Raw genomic sequence first — 17,486 nt, forward strand, 5'->3', positions numbered from 1 at the left:
AATCGTTTGAAGTAAACAAAAAAGCCCTCGCATTGCTGCAAGGGCTTTCTTATTATAATAATATTTCTAAACTATTTAAACTGAGGAACCAGGCCATGAGCTAAAGCTACCATTTTGTTCAAACCGTCTTCAGGTAAGTTTCCTTTCTTGAATTCAGCTAACAATTCCGGCATTTTAGTTTCCATTTCAGTCATGAATGCATCTTCAAATGCTTTGATTTTCTTAACCGGAACTTCTCTTAAAAGATTATTAGTTCCTAAATAAATCATTGCAACTTGCTTTTCAACAGAATATGGATTGAACTGTGCTTGCTTAAGGATTTCCACGTTACGTGCACCTTTATCAATTACAGTTTTTGTAGCAGCATCCAAATCACCACCGAATTTAGAGAATGCTTCCATTTCCCGGTACAATGCCTGATCCAGTTTCAAAGTACCAGATACTTTCTTCATGGATTTGATTTGCGCACTACCACCCACACGGCTAACGGAGATACCTACGTTAATTGCCGGACGGATACCTGCGTTAAATAAGTTACCTTCTAGGAATATCTGACCATCCGTGATGGAGATTACGTTGGTTGGAATATATGCAGAAACGTCACCCGCTTGTGTTTCAATAATAGGCAATGCTGTTAAAGAACCACCGCCTTTTACCATGTGCTTGATACTTTCCGGTAAATCGTTCATGTTCTTAACAATCGCATCGTTATTGATAACTTTCGCAGCACGCTCCAGTAAACGGCTGTGCAAGTAGAATACGTCACCAGGATAAGCCTCACGACCCGGAGGACGACGAAGCAACAATGATACCTCACGATAAGCTACGGCTTGCTTAGACAAATCATCATAAACAACCAATGCAGGACGTCCTGTATCACGGAAGAATTCACCAATTGCAGCGCCCGCAAATGGTGCGTAGAATTGCAATGGAGCAGGGTCAGCAGCAGAAGCACACACGATAGTTGTGTAAGCCATTGCACCGTTTTCTTCCAAAACTTTCATTACGTTCGCAACAGTAGAAGCTTTCTGACCGATTGCTACATAGATACAATATACCGGTTTGCCGGCAGCGTAAAATTCTTTTTGGTTGATGATGGCATCAATACAAATAGCTGTTTTACCGGTACCACGGTCACCGATAACCAACTCACGTTGACCACGGCCGATTGGAATCATGGCATCGATTGATTTGATACCTGTTTGCAATGGTTCTTTTACCGGCTCACGGAACAATACACCCGGAGCTTTACGCTCGATAGGCATTTCATACAATTCACCTTTGATTGGACCTTTACCGTCGATAGGCTCGCCTAATGTGTTTACCACACGGCCAACCATACCTTCACCTACCATGATAGATGCGATATTACCGGTACGACGAACTTTTGAACCTTCTTTGATAGAAGCACTTTCACCCATCAATACCACACCCACGTTATCTTCTTCAAGGTTTAACGCGATAGCTTTTGTACCATCTTCAAATTGAACAAGCTCACCTTGACGTACACCGCCTAAGCCGTAAACGCGGGCAATACCATCACCCACTTGCAGTACAGTTCCTACTTCCTCTAAATCGGCAGAGCCGTTAAAGTTGCTTAACTGTTGGCGCAAAATCGCCGATATTTCATCCGGTTTGATCTCAACCATTTTCTATGAGAATTAAAAAGTAAAATGAATGTTTTGTATTTTCTGTTTTCTTTGGATTTGACAACTTTTGAAAAGTTGTCAAATCTTTATGTGGCTGATTAAATCTCAGCAACATACAAATTTTTCGTGAATTGATTTTTGATATCGTTCAAATCCCTTCTGATGCTTGCATCAAACAATTTGTCGCCAACTTCCAGAGTGAAACCGCCGATAAGGTCAGCATCAACTTTAGTATCCAATTCAATATGGCCGTCTTTTACAGAAGCAGCCACTTTTTCTTTAATGCTGTTTTTAAGCGATTCATCAATTGCAACTGCTGTAGTTAACTGAACCGACTTGATATTTTTAAGCACTTTATATTGCATGGAGAAAGTATCTGCAATCTCCGGCAAATAAAATTCACGGCCTTTATTAATCAATAAAGACATGAATGCCATTGTAACATTTTGAACTTTTCCATCCAGTATTGCATGAAGCACCGCTGCTTTTTTGTCAGCCTTTACTACCGGGCTTTTAAGCATCAAAACAAAGTCCTGATTACCTGAACAAATTTGCTGCATTAACTCCATATCACCTTTAACAGCTTCAAGAACATTTTGCTCCTGAGCTATATCTATAAGTGATTTTGCATAACGGGATGCGAGACGTGGGTTTTGCATTTTAAATTATTGTGATTAGTGATTAGTTGTTAGTGGTTAGTCGATTGATAAAATTATTTTCACTAATTACTATCAACTATCGACTGTCAACTATTTACTAATTAAGTTTAATTTCTTCAGCCAACATCTGAACATAATTGTGTTGTTCACCCTGGTTAGCCAATTGTTTACGTAAGATTTTTTCAGCAACTTCTACAGCCAGTTTGCCAATTTCGTTTTTCACCTCAGTCATGGCAGCATTTTTAGAACGCTCAATCTGGTTGCGCGTATCTTCCATGATTTTATTGGCTTCCACTTTTGCTTGTTCTTTAGCCTCGTTGATGATTTTATCTTTTGTTTCTTTCGCTTCTTTAAGCATCATAGTACGTTCTTCACGAGCCTGCATCAACAAACTTTCGTTCTGACTTTGCATAAGCTTCATTTCTGCTTTTACTTTTTCTGCAGATGCAATGCTTTCAGCGATACCGCTTTCACGCTCTTGTAATGTTTTTACAATCGGACCCCAGGCAAATTTTTTCAGGATGAAAAGAACTACGAGGAACGCTATTAATGTCCAAAAGAATAAACCGAAATCAGGAATAAGCAAGCCCATTGCTATTAAAATTTTGAATTGTTAATTTTAAAATGGCGGATAATTCTATCCTATAAATATTATTGACAGTGACAACACTAACAATGACATAAAATCAATTTGAATAATAGCGTTCTCGGCCCTTTGCGTTGAACGCTATTATTATTTCCTTTCGTATCGAAAAATTATTTCAATACAACAGCAAGCAAACCAGCGATTACACCGAAAAGTGCAACCCCTTCTACGAATGCTGCAGTAAGGATCATGTTAGAACGGATATCACCGGCAGCTTCTGGTTGGCGAGCGATAGACTCAACCGCACCTTTACCGATTTGACCGATACCAACACCAGCTGCTAAAGCTGCAATACCAGCACCAATTGCACCAAGACCAGTTCCAAGACCGTCTGCTGCCAACATAACAGTGTTCAATAGAGACATTGTATATATATTTAAAAATGAAAAAACTGATTAATAAAATTCAAAAGGCAAAAATAAATCTCAAACTCAATTCACTTTTCTGCCAAACATATCTAATATCTAACGTCTGACTACTAATATCTAACCTTAAGCAACTATAGTATCTTCAGAAACATTGTATTCCTGACCGGTTTCTGGATTGTGAGCATGATAACCATGTTCGTGTTCGTCATGATGATGTGCTTCCTCAATTGCCTGACCGATAAATACTGCCGCAAGGTTGGTAAAAATGAATGCCTGAATAGCACCTACCAATAATTCAAGGCAGAACATGAAAATGGTGAACGCCATTGACACCGGAACAAATCCCCAACCAGCTACTGTACTTAATGCACCGAATATGAATATCATTGAAACTACGCTCAGTATGATGATGTGGCCTGCCAGAATATTGGCAAAAAGACGTATCATCAATGCTACCGGCTTAATAAACAGGGAAATAATTTCAATTGGGACCAATAACAATTTGATACCGAAAGGAACGCCCGGCGGATTGAATAAGTGTCCCCAGAAATGTTTGTTACCACTAAATAATATAACGATGAAAGAAATCAGGGATAAGGCTGCAGTTACTGCGATATTACCTGTAAAGTTTGCGCCGCCAGGAATAAGACCTAAAAGGTTATTAATCCAGATAAAGAAGAATAAGGTTAATAGCAATGGCATGTAGCGCATATATTTTTTACCCAGATTTGGTTTTGCTACCTCATCACGAACAAAAATAATAACAGGCTCAATTGCATTCTGAAAACCTGACGGGGCTTTCATTACGCCGTTCTTTTTATACTTATTGGCTATACTAATCATAATGACCAATAAAAGAATTACAGAAATAAGCATGGATGCTACATTCTTTGTAATAGATAAATCGTGGTATTGAGCGTTGGCAATAATGTTATCATTTGCATCAACCGGAACAATTTTACCGATCATTTCATTTGGTAAACTGTGTTCAGTCGCATAATGTTTTTCAATTAATCTGTAACCATTATAGGGTACATGGCCGTGTTCAAATTTGTCAGAAAGGAAACACGAAATCCCCTTGCCGTTTTCGTAAATAATAACAGGAAGTGGAGTAGCGTAAGCGTGACCGTCAATATCGAACCAATGCCATGAATGGTTATCGCCTATGTGGCCAAATATTACTTCCGATGCGTCAAATCCCTTTTTTTCTTCACCGTTTTCATGTCCATGCTCTTCCTGAGCAAAAACGCTGAAAGTGGCTACCATTAAGAATAAGACGGCAAATAATCGTTTACATATAGTTAACACAGCACTGAAATTTTGCGCAAAGGTAGGGATTAAAAGTTTAAAAAAAAGTTTCTGCTGAAAATTCAGGATAAATTTGCGTGTTTTTTTTATTCACCTTTTAAAAGTATCCTATTCAATAATTTAATGGATTATTATTTCATTAAATTTATGCTTTAAATATAGAATGGCAAAGGGGTTGTATCGTTTTAAGATAAATAAGTTGCTCATTCTGCCGCTGATTTAATACGACTGATACAGTTTAAAAGAGCAGGATATTTCGTTTTTGGAAAATAATGGAAGGAATACAAGTTCTTTCCGCTTTTTAATCAACAGATTTCTAATTTGTATAAAATATTTTTACCTTTGCCTGTTTTTGCAAACAGATATTTTAATCTGTCTGCATTGCATTGTATTAAAATTTTGTTTAAAATCACATGAATTACGAGGAAATAACGAATCGCATTAATGATTTTTTAGTGGAAGATTTTGAGGTGGATGCATCTGCTATAACCCCTGAAGCAACATTAAAAGAAACACTTGATTTAGATAGTCTGGACTATATTGATTTGATTGTCGCCATTGAAAGTAATTTCGGTTTTAAGGTTAAACCCGAAGATTTTCAGGGAATGGTAACAATCAAAGATTTTTATGACTATGTAGCCAACAGGCTTCAAACCAAAATTTCTGCATAGAGATGTCCGCCTGGAATGGTCAATCTAAAGGTAATCGGTTAGGTTATTCCATATTTATATTCTTACTTAAATATGCCGGCGTAGGTCCGGCATATTTTTTATTGCGGTTTGTTGCCCAATATTACATTTGGTTTGTGCCTAAAGCTACCAAACCTTTGTACGAACTGTATCAAAGTCATCTTCATTTTTCACGTAAGCAATCAAAAAGACTTGTCAGGAAAAATATCCTGATTTTCGGGCAGACGCTTATTGATAAAATTGTGGTGATGAGTGGTTTGAAACATTCTTTTACTGTTGAAAGAACGGGTGGGCATTATCTGAATGAATTGGCAGATGCTGGCAATGGCGGCATTCTCGTAAGCGCGCACCTGGGAAATTATGAGCTGGCAGGGCATTTATTACAGCGATTAAACTCAACTATAAATATTGTGATGTATGATGGCGAAGCTGAAGCTATCAAAGAATATCTTAATAAAGTTACCGGCCCGAAAACCTTCAATATTATTTTTATAAAAGAGGACCTTTCCCATATTTACGAAATGTCTGCCGCTCTTCGCCGCAACGAATTTATTTGTATTCATGCCGACAGGTTTATTAAAGGCAATCGTACTATTGAACATAATTTTTTAGGTGCCAATGCACATTTCCCTTTAGGCCCGTTTATGCTGGCATCAAAACTGAAAGCGCCTGTTTGTTTTGTTTTTGCAGTCAAGCAAAGTAAATACCGTTACCATTTTTATGGTTATTCTCCTAAAACTTATGAAGGACGCGGAGATACGGGTGCCCAAAGTATGTTGAAAGATTATGTACATTGCCTTGAAGAGAAAGTAAAAGAATATCCCGAACAATGGTTTAACTATTATGATTTTTGGGAGAAGCCGAAGTAATCCGGGGGATTATAATAACTTTATCTTCCATAAAATTGAAGCATGGAATATATACCGCAAGCCGCTCCGTTTGAAATGATCGATACATTGGTTATAGCTAATGAAACGATGTCTGTAACTCAATTTACCATTCGGGAAGGCCATCTTTTTGTAAATAATAATCACTTTTCAGAACCGGGTTTAATTGAAAATATGGCACAGACTGCTGCTGCAGGAACAGGTTTTTATGCAGCTCAGAATGAGTTACAACCACCCGTTGGGTTTATCGGTGCCATTAAGAATTTTGAAGTTACTCAATTGCCAAAAATCGGCGATACCATCCGGACTACGACAGAAGTCTTGCATACAGTAATGAATGCAACAATTGTTCAGGGTATTATTCATTTAAATGATGAAAAAATAGCTGAAGCTGAGTTCAAAATTTTTCTGGAGAACTGAGCATTGTTTGTCTATAGTCGCAATCTAAAAAGAGATGAAAGAATCAATATGGAAAACTCTGGCCGAAGAACTTAACGGAAGTTATATTCAAAGACAATATGATCATTCTGACAAAGCAATTATTAGCTTTGACAAATTTCACATAATATTTGACAACTATACATTTTACAGAACAGTTAATTTGGCAACCTTAGAAGCAACTTATACAAGAATTGTTTGTCCGTTCACTTCAAATGGCAATTTTAAATTTCAAATTTACCGTAAAAACTTTTTGGATATAATCGGTAAGCTATTTGGGTTACAAGATATAGTGACAGGTCATGAAGAATTCGATAAAGAATTTATAATCAAATCTAATGATGACTACAAAGTATCAGAATTTTTGAATGATTCTGAGCTTCTTGAATTAATCAGGAAACATGGACGTTTTCACATAGAGATTTCAGATCAGAAAGAAATTTGGGGAGAAAAGCTTCCGGAAAGTAATTATGAACTCTCCTTTTATCTTAAAGGAAAATTAAATTCAATTGAAACTCTCATACAGTTATACTTAATTTTTACTAAGTTGATTACTCAATTATCAAAAGTTGAAATAATTAATCCGGTTAATGAATAATACAGAGTGTTAGACGGAACATTTTTTTAAGTTGATTTCCCGATTAAATAAGTAGATTTATTCTCTTTAAATAAAAATACATTGCAAAATATAGTAGCTGTCAGTCATGCCATTTTAAGCCCTCTGGGCATCAGTTCACAGCAATGTTTCGAACAGGTAAAACAGCAGGCTGGCGCAATAAAAGAATATCAGGACTCCTCCATATCGAAAGAATCTTTTTTTGCTTCCAGATTATCTACGGATGTCTGGATGATGTTACAAGCCCGTTTTGGAGGCGGCAAACAATTGCTCAGCCCATTTGAGCAGATGTGTATTTATGTGATAGAGGAAGCTCTTTCAAAATGTAATATTGATGTCAGAAGTAAAGATTGTGTGTTGATTTTATCTTCTACAAAAGGGAATATTGAATGGCTGGGCGAGCAAAGTGACGAACGTATTTCGTTACAGCATTCCGCAAAACTAATTAATGATCACTTCGGAATGAAAACAAAGCCGATTGTGGTTTCCAATGCCTGCATTTCAGGTTCTTTGGCTTTGATTACAGCAGCCAGAATGATTGAAGCCGGCAAATTTAAAAGGGCTATTGTTGTTGGTTGTGACAGACTCAATTCTTTTGTTTTCTCCGGGTTTAAATCTTTTAAAGCTTTGGCAGAACGGGCATGTAAGCCTTTTGATAAAAACAGGACAGGTATAAACCTGGGGGAAGCAGCGGCAGCCATTGTCTTGTCAAATGAAATTACCGATATAGAAGAACAGCCGCTGGGATATCTTTCGGGTGGAGGTGTAACAAATGACGCCAACCATCTTTCCGGTCCGTCAAGGACAGGTGCTGAGTTGTCGGAGGCGATAAACAGGGCCATGAAAGAATCGGGTATTAATGCTGCGGATATTGGAATGATATCGGCGCATGGAACAGCAACTGTTTTTAATGATGAAATGGAAGCAAAAGCGCTGCATCTTTCGGGAATGGGTAATGTGCCGTTACATAGCCTGAAAAGCTATGTGGGGCATACTTTGGGCGCTGCGGGTATTATAGAATCTATCATTGCCTGTATGGCTATGAATAAGGATTTACTCCCGGCTTCTTTAGGCTTTGATGAAGCTGGTGTTTCTGAAAAGATAAATGTAACCAATAGATTGCAAAGCCAATCTTCCGGATATGTTTTAAAAACAGCTTCGGGCTTTGGTGGCTGTAATGCCGCTTTAATTTGGAAGAAATATTAGTCGATATTAATTATGGAAAAGAAAAAGATTGTTATTCTTACCGGTGCCGGAATGAGTGCAGAAAGCGGTTTGCGTACTTTCAGAGATGGTGATGGCTTATGGGAAGAACATCATATAGAGGATGTTGCGACTCCTGAAGCCTGGCAAAAGGACAGAAGTCTGGTACAGCGTTTTTATAATGAACGCAGAAAGTCTGTCTTGCAGGCGCAACCTAATGACGGACATAAAGGGCTTGCATTGCTGGAACAGCGTTATGACGTACATATTGTCACACAAAATATTGATGATCTTCATGAACGTGCCGGTAGTACAAAAGTGATGCATCTGCATGGTGAGATATTGACGATGAGAAGTGAAAAAGATCGGCACAGTATTTATCCGATAACAGAAGATATTAAAGAAGATGCAAAAGCTGTGGATGGCAGTTATTTAAGGCCCAATATTGTTTGGTTTGGCGAAGAAGTACCTATGATCGAAAAAGCGATTCCACTGATGGAAGCGGCAGATATTTTTATATTAGTCGGTTCTTCATTGGCAGTTTATCCTGCGGCGGGATTATTGCATTATGTGGATGCATCTGTTCCAAAATATATTATTGACAAGAAGATTCCCAAGGTGTCTATACAAAATGTGATTCCGATTGAAAAGCCTGCTACAGAAGGCGTTGCGGAGTTATTGAAAATATTGATGCCGTAGTCCTGCAATTTTTCTGAACGTATATTTGATATAATATTAGCTTTGTTTTCAAACAAGGTAATATGGAAATCTTTACTTTCCGGATAGTCAGGTTTAAATATTTATAATCATGAAAAATTCGATGCATAAAAGGCAGGCGAAGGAAGTTGATAATTCAGGTTTTAGTCCTAATAGCGCTGCCGAAGGTTCCAGGCTTTTGAATAAAGACGGAAGTACCAATTTACGCAAAGTTGGTATGGGTATTTTGCAACGTTACAGTGTTTTTCATACACTGTTAAGAATGTCGGGAACCACTTTTTTGTTTTTAGTGTTTTTGTTTTACACTACCACCAATATTCTTTTTGCCTTTATTTATCTGGCTCTTGGAATTGAAAATTTACATGGTGTCGATGTCAGCACAAATTTTATTACCAATTTCACACAGGCATTTTTCTTTAGCTCACAAACGATGACCACAGTGGGTTATGGACATGTGGCTCCTTCCGGTTTTATCGCGAATGCTATAGCTTCTATTGAATCCTTTTTGGGCATTATAACATTTGCATTGGTAACCGGTATGTTCTACGCCCGTTTTTCAAGACCCAAAGCATATATCAAATTCAGCGAAAATTTCCTGATTGCCCCTTACAAAGAAGGAAGAGCAATTATGTTCCGCCTGGCAACTTATAAAAACAATGATTTGACCGAAGTAAATGCAGAAGTTACTGCAGCCATTCACCATATGGAAGACGGAAAACGAATTTCAAAATTCTATCCTGTTCCATTGGAAATTAGCAGAATCAATTCTTTGGCCTTAAGCTGGACTTGCGTTCATTACATTACAGAAGACAGTCCGTTTTGGCTAATGACAGAGCAGGAATTAAGAGAATCCAAGGTTGAATTGATGGTTACCATTAAGGGCTTTGATGATCATTACTCCAATACGGTACAGCAACGAACCTCTTATAATCATGCTGAAATGGTATATGGCGCTAAGTTTGAGTCAATGTATCATCGCTCGGAAACAAATAATATAACAGAAGTGAATCTGAATAAAGTAAATGCACATGTTCCATTTACTTTTGCCAATGATTTGGAAACGGCTTAGTCCTTTATCTTAAAAGTAATGCGATGATAAGGCGTATGCCCCAATTCTCTTACTTTGGATTTATGAAACGGAGTAGGGTAGCCTTTATTTTGTTTCCAGTTATAATCTTCATGAACTGAATGAAGTTCCTCCATAAAAACGTCTCTGTGTGTTTTGGCCAGAACGCTCGCCGCTGCTATAGCAGCATATTTGCCATCGCCCTGTATTATGCATTCGTGCGGAATGCCGAAATAAGGCGCAAACCGGTTACCATCTATCAATAATAATTCGGGAATAATTTTTAGTTGCTCAATAGCAAGATGCATAGCTTTGAAAGATGCTTTCAGAATATTTATTCTGTCTATTTCATGGTTGTCAACGAAAGCCACAGCCCATGATAATGCATGTTCTTCAATTATTGGCCTTAGTAATGTTCTTTCGGATTCATTCAATTGTTTGCTGTCATTTAAGAGCGGATGGTGGAAATCCTTTGGCAGGATAACGGCAGCGGCTGTAACAGGACCGGCCAGACAGCCTCTGCCTGCTTCATCGCAGCCTGCCTCAATTAAAATGTTATGGAAATACGGAGCCAACATGAAACACAAAAGTAGGCATTTCAAAAAAGCAGAAAAATTTATTGCATCAATTTCTTTGTCGCATCAATAAATTTATCAGCAGGCTTCATCATCTTCCTTGCCTTTCTATTAAGCGTAAATCGGTGAGCTACAGTGAGCCTGTAGTTTCCGCTGCTTATTTTATAGTTGGCATCATTGTAAGAGCCTTTCATTACGGCTGTGGTATTTACCCATGAAGCTGTATATATCCATCTGCGCGAATTATAACCAATTGCAAGACGCGTCATATAATCAGGTGAAACAGCAAAATGATTCCTATATCCAATAATTGTATTTTCTCTGATGAAATCGAGCGAGGCATTAAGGGTAATAGAGCCTGTTGCAAACCAATGGCTGTCGTAAACGAAGGTATAGGCATAGCCAAAGCTGGGACCTATTTTTGCAAAACGCAGCCTGTTGACAGCTCCTTGTGGGTATTGCTCTGAAATTTGCAGTGGTATCAATGCAGAATCACCTTTTACAATGCCATAGCAAAGTTCACCACCTAATAAAAAAGTACCTGCTGATTTAAGCTGACGTTCACTTTGGATCATACTTGCACGGTAAGAAAACTCCTTATTGTTAAATACATAGTAAGCTGACAAACCAACCAATCTTACACGCAGATCAGGACGCAAAAAATAACCACTATATCCGGGAACAAAGTCCTTTGGCGATATATAATATCCTTTATAAAGTTGCCCCAGGAAATCTACGGCGAATTTTCTTGAATATATGTGGCCTTGCAGATCAAGATAGGTCGTATTGCCTTTCTCAGTTTTGCCTGCATTCAATAAAGGCGTGCCATAAGCAAGGTTAAAAGTAAAAGAATGATAAGTTGCGCCAATGCCTATAGCCAATTTAGTATTGGGCATATAAGTAAAAGACGGATGATTTGCTGAACCCGGAATTTTTACGCGGGAATATTTATTTGAAAGAAATAACCTTCCGGTTAAGTCCTTAGTGTAAGGATTTATGTAATTTGAATCAACGATATCTTTATGTGGTTGTAAAAATTTGATGCCCTGCATATATCCTTTCGATATGAAAAAGATACACATGCATGCACTCAGAATAATGCCTTTTACTGTCAATTGGTCGCTTTGTTTGGTTAAAACTGTTTATATAACTATTCAAAATGAAATCTGTGAGATTATAGATAACGTTATTTTTCCTTTCCGGTTCAAAAAGACTTAATTGATAGGATAACAGGAACTAATCTTAATATGTGCATATTATTATTTGAACTACAATTTCTCCTTTTGTTAATGAAATGATTATTGATAAAAAAAGTGCAAATCTCATATTAATGTATATTTTTGCTCTATCTAAAGAGCATTCTCACATTCTGTCAAATGAAAGTCTTATTAAGAATCGTTACAGGTTTCTTATTGTTAACGATTATATTTATTCAACCAAGTCGTGCACAAGTTAGAATCGGGCCGGAAGCCGGGGTAAACTTCGGAATGCAAAGTCAAAATATAAAAGCCGGTTCATCCACAGAAAACAGGAACAGCACACTCAAGGTTGGTGCAATAGCCGGAGTAAATGCAGATATAAAAATTCTGTCAAATCTTTACGTTCAGACAGGCTTCTTCTATGTTTATGACAATGTAAAGTTTAAAAACGAAGTAGATTTCATCCCACTCAGTTTCGGTAATCCAAAACAGGAAATTAATGATGATATTCATGCTTTCAGAATACCGCTGTATATAATGTATAAATCAGGTTTTGACGGCTTTGGGCGTTTTATTACAGGTATCGGCCCATATATCGGTTATTCATTTATAGCGAACAGAAGTATATCAACTCCGATTCTTATATATGATAACAATGGCACTGCTGTTTCCTATTATAATAATAAAGTCAATTATGAACTTGAGCTTGGTAATAATCCATTAAAAGATGAAATGAGGAAATGGGATTATGGAGTAAATGCCTGCATAGGTTACGAATCAAATGTCGGTATGTTTTTCAGAGGATATTTCAATTACGGGCTTCAGAATCTAACTCCGGGAGGCTCTTCTGATTACAAACTTAAAAATTGGGGCGCCGGTGTTACCATAGGTTTCAATATTGGAAAAGATAATTGGTAAAAGCCTGAAACTATTCAATTTATTTGCACCAACCCTATGAACGTTATTTCATAGGGTTTTTATTATTCCAAAAGATATAATAGGTTAACAAACGGATTGTTTCGGCAAAAAGAAACATCTTTTTAAGCTTTGGTCTTACCTTTGCGCAAAATTTAACCTGTGGCACAATCAGATTTAATTATAACCGCAAATCAGGCTGAGCAAGCTGACATCATGAGGAAAAACAAAATGGTGGCTTACTGGCTCATTATCGGTGTAGTTATGATTATTGTTCAAACCCTGCTTGGCGGCATTACACGTTTAAGTGGCTCAGGGTTGTCAATTACAGAATGGGACGTGGTGACCGGAGCATTGCCGCCGTTGAATCATGAAGCATGGGTAAAGGAATTTGCCAAATATCAGCAATCTCCTCAATTTCAATACCTTAACAACGATTTTACATTAAGTGATTTTAAATCCATTTTCTTTTGGGAGTGGTTCCATCGTTTATGGGCAAGAAGTATCGGAATTGTATTTGCCATTCCCTTCGTTTATTTTCTGGTGAAAAAATACTTTAATAAGGAAATGATTCTTCCTTTTATTATCATGTTTATCCTTGGCGGATTGCAGGGAGCCATCGGGTGGATTATGGTAAAAAGCGGTTTATCGGGCGATGCTATTTACGTGCGTCCGACCAAATTAGCTATCCACTTTGTATTTGCAATGGTTTTGGCCTGTTATGTGCTTTGGTTTGCGTTGCAATTATTAATTCCAAAAGAAGATAAAATCATTAATACAAAACTGAAATATTTTTACCTTTTCGCTTTTGTTGTTCTATTAATTCAGTTAGTGTATGGTGCATTGATGGCCGGCAACAAAGCTGCCACAGCTGCTGCTACATGGCCAACTATTAACGGAGACTGGATACCTGCAGGCATGGGCCAATCCAACACAGGCCACCCTCTGCTTGAAAACAAAATCACCATTCATTTTATTCACAGAGGCATTGCTTATTTGTTGACATTGCTTGTTATCATGGCTTCAGTGATAGCATTCAAAATGAAACAAGTCTCCAATGTTTTTAAAAAATACAGGAGTCTCCCGTTGGTATTAGTGTTGCTTCAGGTGTTATTGGGTATTTGTACGGTAATGATTAGCCCTCAGATTGTTCCGAATAAATGGGGTTTATTTGAAACATTTGCAGAAATGCATCAATTAGTAGCTATGTTTTTATTGATGTCGCTTGTGGTACAGCTTTATATTGTTGAAAAGAAAGTTGCATAAGTCCGATTAAAGGAAGATTTTAAGATGGTTATTTGCATTTGGCTACCGGATTGTTAAATAGATATGAAAATTTGACAATTGAAAATACTTAACCTGTGATTAACTGTTAACAACAAATGGAATTTTATCTTTGTTTTCAAACAAAAAATAAAAAACAATTACGTTATGAAAAAATCTATCCTTTCTCTTGCTGTTTTGGCTTTTGCTGCAACAGGTGTTTTTGCTCAGGGTAAAAAGTTGGAAGCTGCTCCCAAAGCGACTACTACTCCACAAGTAGTAAATGTTTCTCCAACAGATAACAAAGCTGCAGAGCCGACTACAACAATTAAATTCAAAGAAGAAACACACGATTTCGGAACTTTGAAAGAAGGCGATCCTGCTGAATATGAGTTTTCATTTACCAATACAGGTAAAAAACCTTTGATTCTTACTGACGTTCATCCTGGTTGTGGTTGCACTACTCCTACATGGTCAAAAGATCCTGTAATGCCGGGTAAGACAGGTGTTATCAAAGCTTCTTATGGTACTAAGGGTAGAGTAGGTGCTTTCAATAAAAATATTACCGTTACTTCTAATGCAGGTACTAATGTAATTTACATTAAAGGAACTGTTGAAAAAGCACCGGAAGCTTCTGCTCCTCAGAATGAAAGTGTAATCAAGTCAAACTAAGAGAAACAAGTTAATAAATGTGAAATTTCGATTATCGGTTTGTTAAATAGATAGGAAAACGTAATAAATCCCAACGCTTAACCTGAGGTTAACAGCCGAAAACGATACCTGATTATATCTTTGTTTCAACAAAAAATAAAACAAATTCATTTATGAAAAAGTCGATTCTTGCTGTTGCCATTCTTGCATTAGCATCTACTGGAGTTTTCGCTCAAGGTAAAAAGTTAGAAGCAGCTCCAAAAGCTACATCTGTAGTTCCTGCTGTAGCGCCTACAACTACTGCCACACCTGAAACTACCATCAAATTCAAAACTGAAACGCATGATTTTGGTACTTTGCAAGAAGGTGATCCTGCTGAAGCTGAATTTGTATTTACCAATACGGGTAAAAAACCTTTGATCATTCAAAACGTTCAACCTGGTTGCGGATGTACTACTCCTTTCTGGTCAAAAGATCCTGTAGCACCGGGTAAAACAGGTGTTATCAAAGCATCTTACGGTACTAAAGGAAGAGTTGGTGCTTTCAATAAAAATATTACTGTTACATCTACCGCAGGTACTAACGTAATTTATATCAAAGGAACTGTTGAAAAAGCGCCTGAAAGTTCTGCGCCTCAAAACAATTCAATGATGAAAACAAACTAAGATTAATCTTTTGCAGAAAAGATAGTCTAATACCCAATGCCGCAAATTTATTCTTGTACAATAATGGCATTGGGTTTTTTATTTCTAAAATACATTTCAAAAAATGAAAAAAATCTTAGCATCACTTATTCTTGTAGCATTCGCTGCAATCGGAGCACATGCACAGGCAAAATTTGAATTTACGGCGGGCGATTCGTATGATTTCGGCACTGTAAAAGATGGCGAAAAAGTAGTTCACGTTTACGAATTCAAAAATGTAGGCAATCAACCATTGATGATTCAAAAAGCAGAAGCAGGGTGTTCCTGTACTTCAGCAGATTGGACTAAAACACCGGTATTGCCCGGCAAAACAGGTAAAGTCACTGTTACTTTTGATTCAAAAGATAAAGTAGGTCCTGCAATGAAAGAAATTACGATTAAATCAAACGCAGCATTACCCAATCCTAATATGGCACGTTATTCTATTTTCCTGAAAGGTAAAGTAGTGGCGAACAAATAAGCATTTGAAATTTTATTTTACAATCCGGAATCATAAATGGTTCCGGATTTTTTTATTTTAAAAAGCGCTCTATTTTTACTTATCAGGATTACCTGTTATCTTTGCGCAAAATTTTTAAACTAACATTTTCATGAGCTTTATTACTGATGTCCATGCCCGCCAAATATTAGACTCGCGCGGCAATCCAACTGTTGAAGTTGATATTTATACTGATAATGGTGCTTTCGGACGCGCTGCTGTTCCTTCCGGAGCTTCTACAGGCGTTCATGAAGCAGTAGAATTGCGTGATGGCGACAAAAAGAAATATTTAGGTAAAGGCGTGTTGAAAGCAGTGAAGAATGTAAATGAAACGATTGCAGAGGAATTATATGGAATGAGCATTATGGACCAGGCTGGTATCGACAAAATGATGTTGGCTATGGATGGTACGCCAAACAAATCTAAATTAGGCGCCAATGCAATGCTTGCCGTAAGTATGGCTGTTGCAAAAGCTGCTGCTGAAGAAGCCGGTATGCCTTTGTATCGCTATGTTGGTGGTACCAATGCAAAAACATTGCCTGTTCCGATGATGAACATTTTGAACGGTGGTGCGCATGCTGATAATAAAATCGATTTTCAGGAATTTATGGTAATGCCAATCGGCGCTTCTACTTTCAGCGAAGGTTTGCGTTGGGGCGTTGAGATTTTCCACTCTCTGAAAACAGTTTTAAAAGATAAAGGTTACAGCACAAACGTTGGTGATGAAGGTGGCTTTGCACCAAATATCCAAAGCAATGAAGAAGCTATTGAAATTGTTTTGAAATCAATTGAAAAAGCAGGTTATAAACCGGGCGATCAGGTTGCTATTGCAATGGATGCTGCCAACAGCGAATTATACGATGCAAAAAGTAAAAAATATGTGTTCCATAAATCTGATGGTAAGAAATTAAGCAGTGAAGAATTGGTGGAATATTGGGTAAAATGGTGCAAGAAATATCCGATCGTAAGTATTGAAGATGGTATGGCGGAAGATGATTGGAAAGGCTGGAAAATGCTGACTGAAGCTTTGGGTAAAAAAGTACAATTAGTAGGTGATGATTTGTTTGTTACAAACGTACTTCGTCTTGAAAAAGGTTTGAAAGAACAAGTTGCAAATGGCCTCTTGGTAAAAGTAAATCAGATTGGTACTTTAACTGAAACAATTGATGCCGTTTCCATGGCTCAAATGAATCGTTATAATACTATCATGAGCCATCGTAGCGGTGAAACGGAAGATACTACCATAGCTGATTTGGCAGTTGCTTTGAATTGCGGCCAGATTAAAACCGGTTCCGCATCACGTAGCGACCGTATGGCTAAATACAACCAATTGATTCGTATTGAAGAAGAATTAGGAAGCCTTGCTTATTATCCCGGCAAGAGCCTTGTCTTCGGAAAATAAGATATTTAAAATATAACAAAAGGGAGCCATCATTGATGGCTCCCTTTTGTTAT

The 17,486-nt window shown here is 37.5% G+C and carries 20 protein-coding genes; 13 read left to right on the plus strand and 7 right to left on the minus strand.

Going from position 1 to position 17,486, the window contains the following annotated elements; translation table 11 throughout:
• Positions 1–71: 71 nt before the first annotated feature.
• From atpA to atpB, 5 genes are all read right to left on the minus strand, one after another.
• Entirely contained in the window at positions 72–1,649 is a 1,578-nt protein-coding gene (gene atpA, locus F0919_RS10225) for a F0F1 ATP synthase subunit alpha (protein WP_150032645.1), read from the minus strand.
• Between the two features lie 98 nt (positions 1,650–1,747).
• Complete coding sequence (atpH, locus tag F0919_RS10230; RefSeq protein WP_150032646.1) at positions 1,748–2,308, minus strand: ATP synthase F1 subunit delta; 561 nt, start codon at positions 2,306–2,308, stop codon at positions 1,748–1,750.
• Positions 2,309–2,405: 97 nt separating this feature from the next.
• A complete protein-coding gene (gene atpF, locus F0919_RS10235; protein ID WP_150032647.1) occupies positions 2,406–2,900 on the minus strand; it encodes a F0F1 ATP synthase subunit B in 495 nt (164 codons plus the stop codon).
• A 164-nt stretch (positions 2,901–3,064) separates the two neighbouring features.
• The gene (gene atpE, locus F0919_RS10240) at positions 3,065–3,319 is read right to left on the minus strand and encodes an ATP synthase F0 subunit C (protein WP_150032648.1); all 255 of its coding nucleotides are present in this window, start codon (positions 3,317–3,319) and stop codon (positions 3,065–3,067) included.
• 126 nt (positions 3,320–3,445) lie between these two features.
• Complete coding sequence (atpB, locus tag F0919_RS10245) at positions 3,446–4,630, minus strand: F0F1 ATP synthase subunit A (protein WP_235903490.1); 1,185 nt, start codon at positions 4,628–4,630, stop codon at positions 3,446–3,448.
• Positions 4,631–5,043: 413 nt separating this feature from the next.
• Between atpB and F0919_RS10250 the strand changes: the two genes are divergently transcribed.
• From F0919_RS10250 to F0919_RS10280, 7 genes are all read left to right on the plus strand, one after another.
• Positions 5,044–5,301 (plus strand): acyl carrier protein, encoded by a 258-nt coding sequence (locus F0919_RS10250; protein ID WP_150032649.1) that lies wholly within the window; start codon positions 5,044–5,046, stop codon positions 5,299–5,301.
• A gap of 2 nt (positions 5,302–5,303) precedes the next feature.
• Positions 5,304–6,188: an LpxL/LpxP family acyltransferase gene (locus F0919_RS10255; protein WP_150032650.1), complete on the plus strand. Its 885-nt coding sequence runs from the start codon at positions 5,304–5,306 to the stop codon at positions 6,186–6,188.
• Between the two features lie 42 nt (positions 6,189–6,230).
• The gene (locus tag F0919_RS10260) at positions 6,231–6,626 is read left to right on the plus strand and encodes a 3-hydroxyacyl-ACP dehydratase (protein WP_150032651.1); all 396 of its coding nucleotides are present in this window, start codon (positions 6,231–6,233) and stop codon (positions 6,624–6,626) included.
• Between the two features lie 34 nt (positions 6,627–6,660).
• The gene (locus tag F0919_RS10265) at positions 6,661–7,242 is read left to right on the plus strand and encodes a hypothetical protein (protein ID WP_150032652.1); all 582 of its coding nucleotides are present in this window, start codon (positions 6,661–6,663) and stop codon (positions 7,240–7,242) included.
• A gap of 81 nt (positions 7,243–7,323) precedes the next feature.
• Positions 7,324–8,466 (plus strand): beta-ketoacyl-[acyl-carrier-protein] synthase family protein, encoded by a 1,143-nt coding sequence (locus tag F0919_RS10270; protein WP_150032653.1) that lies wholly within the window; start codon positions 7,324–7,326, stop codon positions 8,464–8,466.
• Between the two features lie 12 nt (positions 8,467–8,478).
• Positions 8,479–9,162 (plus strand): SIR2 family NAD-dependent protein deacylase, encoded by a 684-nt coding sequence (locus F0919_RS10275; protein WP_150032654.1) that lies wholly within the window; start codon positions 8,479–8,481, stop codon positions 9,160–9,162.
• Between the two features lie 109 nt (positions 9,163–9,271).
• Positions 9,272–10,249: an ion channel gene (locus F0919_RS10280; RefSeq protein WP_150032655.1), complete on the plus strand. Its 978-nt coding sequence runs from the start codon at positions 9,272–9,274 to the stop codon at positions 10,247–10,249.
• Here the strand turns inward: F0919_RS10280 and F0919_RS10285 are convergent.
• Together F0919_RS10285 and F0919_RS10290 are read right to left on the minus strand one after the other, a co-directional pair.
• The gene (locus F0919_RS10285) at positions 10,246–10,848 is read right to left on the minus strand and encodes a ribonuclease HII (RefSeq protein ID WP_235903491.1); all 603 of its coding nucleotides are present in this window, start codon (positions 10,846–10,848) and stop codon (positions 10,246–10,248) included. The genes F0919_RS10280 and F0919_RS10285 overlap by 4 nt on opposite strands.
• A gap of 14 nt (positions 10,849–10,862) precedes the next feature.
• Positions 10,863–11,936 (minus strand): DUF4421 domain-containing protein, encoded by a 1,074-nt coding sequence (locus tag F0919_RS10290; RefSeq protein WP_150032656.1) that lies wholly within the window; start codon positions 11,934–11,936, stop codon positions 10,863–10,865.
• Between the two features lie 261 nt (positions 11,937–12,197).
• On the opposite strand from F0919_RS10290, the gene F0919_RS10295 reads away from it, so the two are divergent.
• The 6 genes from F0919_RS10295 (at position 12,198) to eno (ending at position 17,433) form a co-directional block, all read left to right on the plus strand.
• Positions 12,198–12,938, plus strand: coding sequence for an outer membrane beta-barrel protein (locus F0919_RS10295; protein WP_150032657.1), 741 nt, complete (start codon positions 12,198–12,200; stop codon positions 12,936–12,938).
• A 213-nt stretch (positions 12,939–13,151) separates the two neighbouring features.
• Complete coding sequence (locus F0919_RS10300; protein ID WP_150032658.1) at positions 13,152–14,201, plus strand: COX15/CtaA family protein; 1,050 nt, start codon at positions 13,152–13,154, stop codon at positions 14,199–14,201.
• A gap of 165 nt (positions 14,202–14,366) precedes the next feature.
• Entirely contained in the window at positions 14,367–14,870 is a 504-nt protein-coding gene (locus F0919_RS10305) for a DUF1573 domain-containing protein (protein WP_150032659.1), read from the plus strand.
• A 152-nt stretch (positions 14,871–15,022) separates the two neighbouring features.
• A complete protein-coding gene (locus F0919_RS10310) occupies positions 15,023–15,514 on the plus strand; it encodes a DUF1573 domain-containing protein (protein ID WP_150032660.1) in 492 nt (163 codons plus the stop codon).
• A gap of 103 nt (positions 15,515–15,617) precedes the next feature.
• Positions 15,618–16,013 (plus strand): DUF1573 domain-containing protein, encoded by a 396-nt coding sequence (locus tag F0919_RS10315; RefSeq protein WP_150032661.1) that lies wholly within the window; start codon positions 15,618–15,620, stop codon positions 16,011–16,013.
• Positions 16,014–16,143: 130 nt separating this feature from the next.
• Entirely contained in the window at positions 16,144–17,433 is a 1,290-nt protein-coding gene (gene eno / locus F0919_RS10320; protein ID WP_150032662.1) for a phosphopyruvate hydratase, read from the plus strand.
• Positions 17,434–17,486 lie beyond the last annotated feature (53 nt).

The organism is Taibaiella lutea (genome assembly GCF_008629695.1).
Taxonomy (GTDB): Bacteria; Bacteroidota; Bacteroidia; order Chitinophagales; family Chitinophagaceae; genus Taibaiella; species Taibaiella lutea.

Excerpts from the sequence above, each read along its gene's own strand:
- F0919_RS10260 (WP_150032651.1), top strand. The coding sequence starts at position 6,231 with ATGGAATATATACCGCAAGCCGCTCCGTTTGAAATGATCGATACATTG.
- eno (WP_150032662.1), top strand. The coding sequence starts at position 16,144 with ATGAGCTTTATTACTGATGTCCATGCCCGCCAAATATTAGACTCGCGC.
- F0919_RS10275 (WP_150032654.1), top strand. The coding sequence starts at position 8,479 with ATGGAAAAGAAAAAGATTGTTATTCTTACCGGTGCCGGAATGAGTGCA.
- atpH (WP_150032646.1), bottom strand. The coding sequence starts at position 2,308 with ATGCAAAACCCACGTCTCGCATCCCGTTATGCAAAATCACTTATAGAT.
- F0919_RS10250 (WP_150032649.1), top strand. The coding sequence starts at position 5,044 with ATGAATTACGAGGAAATAACGAATCGCATTAATGATTTTTTAGTGGAA.
- F0919_RS10255 (WP_150032650.1), top strand. The coding sequence starts at position 5,304 with ATGTCCGCCTGGAATGGTCAATCTAAAGGTAATCGGTTAGGTTATTCC.
- F0919_RS10280 (WP_150032655.1), top strand. The coding sequence starts at position 9,272 with ATGAAAAATTCGATGCATAAAAGGCAGGCGAAGGAAGTTGATAATTCA.
- F0919_RS10300 (WP_150032658.1), top strand. The coding sequence starts at position 13,152 with ATGAGGAAAAACAAAATGGTGGCTTACTGGCTCATTATCGGTGTAGTT.
- atpF (WP_150032647.1), bottom strand. The coding sequence starts at position 2,900 with ATGGGCTTGCTTATTCCTGATTTCGGTTTATTCTTTTGGACATTAATA.
- F0919_RS10295 (WP_150032657.1), top strand. The coding sequence starts at position 12,198 with ATGAAAGTCTTATTAAGAATCGTTACAGGTTTCTTATTGTTAACGATT.
- atpE (WP_150032648.1), bottom strand. The coding sequence starts at position 3,319 with ATGTCTCTATTGAACACTGTTATGTTGGCAGCAGACGGTCTTGGAACT.
- F0919_RS10310 (WP_150032660.1), top strand. The coding sequence starts at position 15,023 with ATGAAAAAGTCGATTCTTGCTGTTGCCATTCTTGCATTAGCATCTACT.
- F0919_RS10315 (WP_150032661.1), top strand. The coding sequence starts at position 15,618 with ATGAAAAAAATCTTAGCATCACTTATTCTTGTAGCATTCGCTGCAATC.
- F0919_RS10305 (WP_150032659.1), top strand. The coding sequence starts at position 14,367 with ATGAAAAAATCTATCCTTTCTCTTGCTGTTTTGGCTTTTGCTGCAACA.
- F0919_RS10265 (WP_150032652.1), top strand. The coding sequence starts at position 6,661 with ATGAAAGAATCAATATGGAAAACTCTGGCCGAAGAACTTAACGGAAGT.
- atpA (WP_150032645.1), bottom strand. The coding sequence starts at position 1,649 with ATGGTTGAGATCAAACCGGATGAAATATCGGCGATTTTGCGCCAACAG.